Below are 295 nucleotides of genomic sequence, written 5' to 3' on the forward strand. Positions count from 1 at the left end.
GCCAAGATGGATAACGAGTTTTTGTCAAAAGCGACAGCCTTCTTCGCCGCGAAGCAACGCGAGCAGAAAAGTTCGAATTGATGCAGCAGGAGAAGGCGAACTACAGCATCAAGCGCATGGCACGACTATTAAAAGTGTCTCGGTCTGGCTACTACAAATGGGCCCATGCACAGCAGAAACGACTATCCGGAAAAGATAATCGTGCAGCATTTTACGATGATGTTGACCGAAAGATTCATCAGATTTGGAAAGACTCTGATGAGGTTTATGGTGCTCCGCGGATCACCGCAGAACT

At 47.8% G+C, this 295-nt stretch carries 1 pseudogene; it reads left to right on the forward strand.

The window, feature by feature from the left end:
* Positions 1-80: 80 nt before the first annotated feature.
* Positions 81-295: pseudogene (locus QP922_RS12870) on the forward strand (hypothetical protein); the annotation flags it as partial.

This window comes from Corynebacterium sp. MSK218 (assembly GCF_030232655.1).
GTDB lineage: Bacteria > Actinomycetota > Actinomycetes > Mycobacteriales > Mycobacteriaceae > Corynebacterium.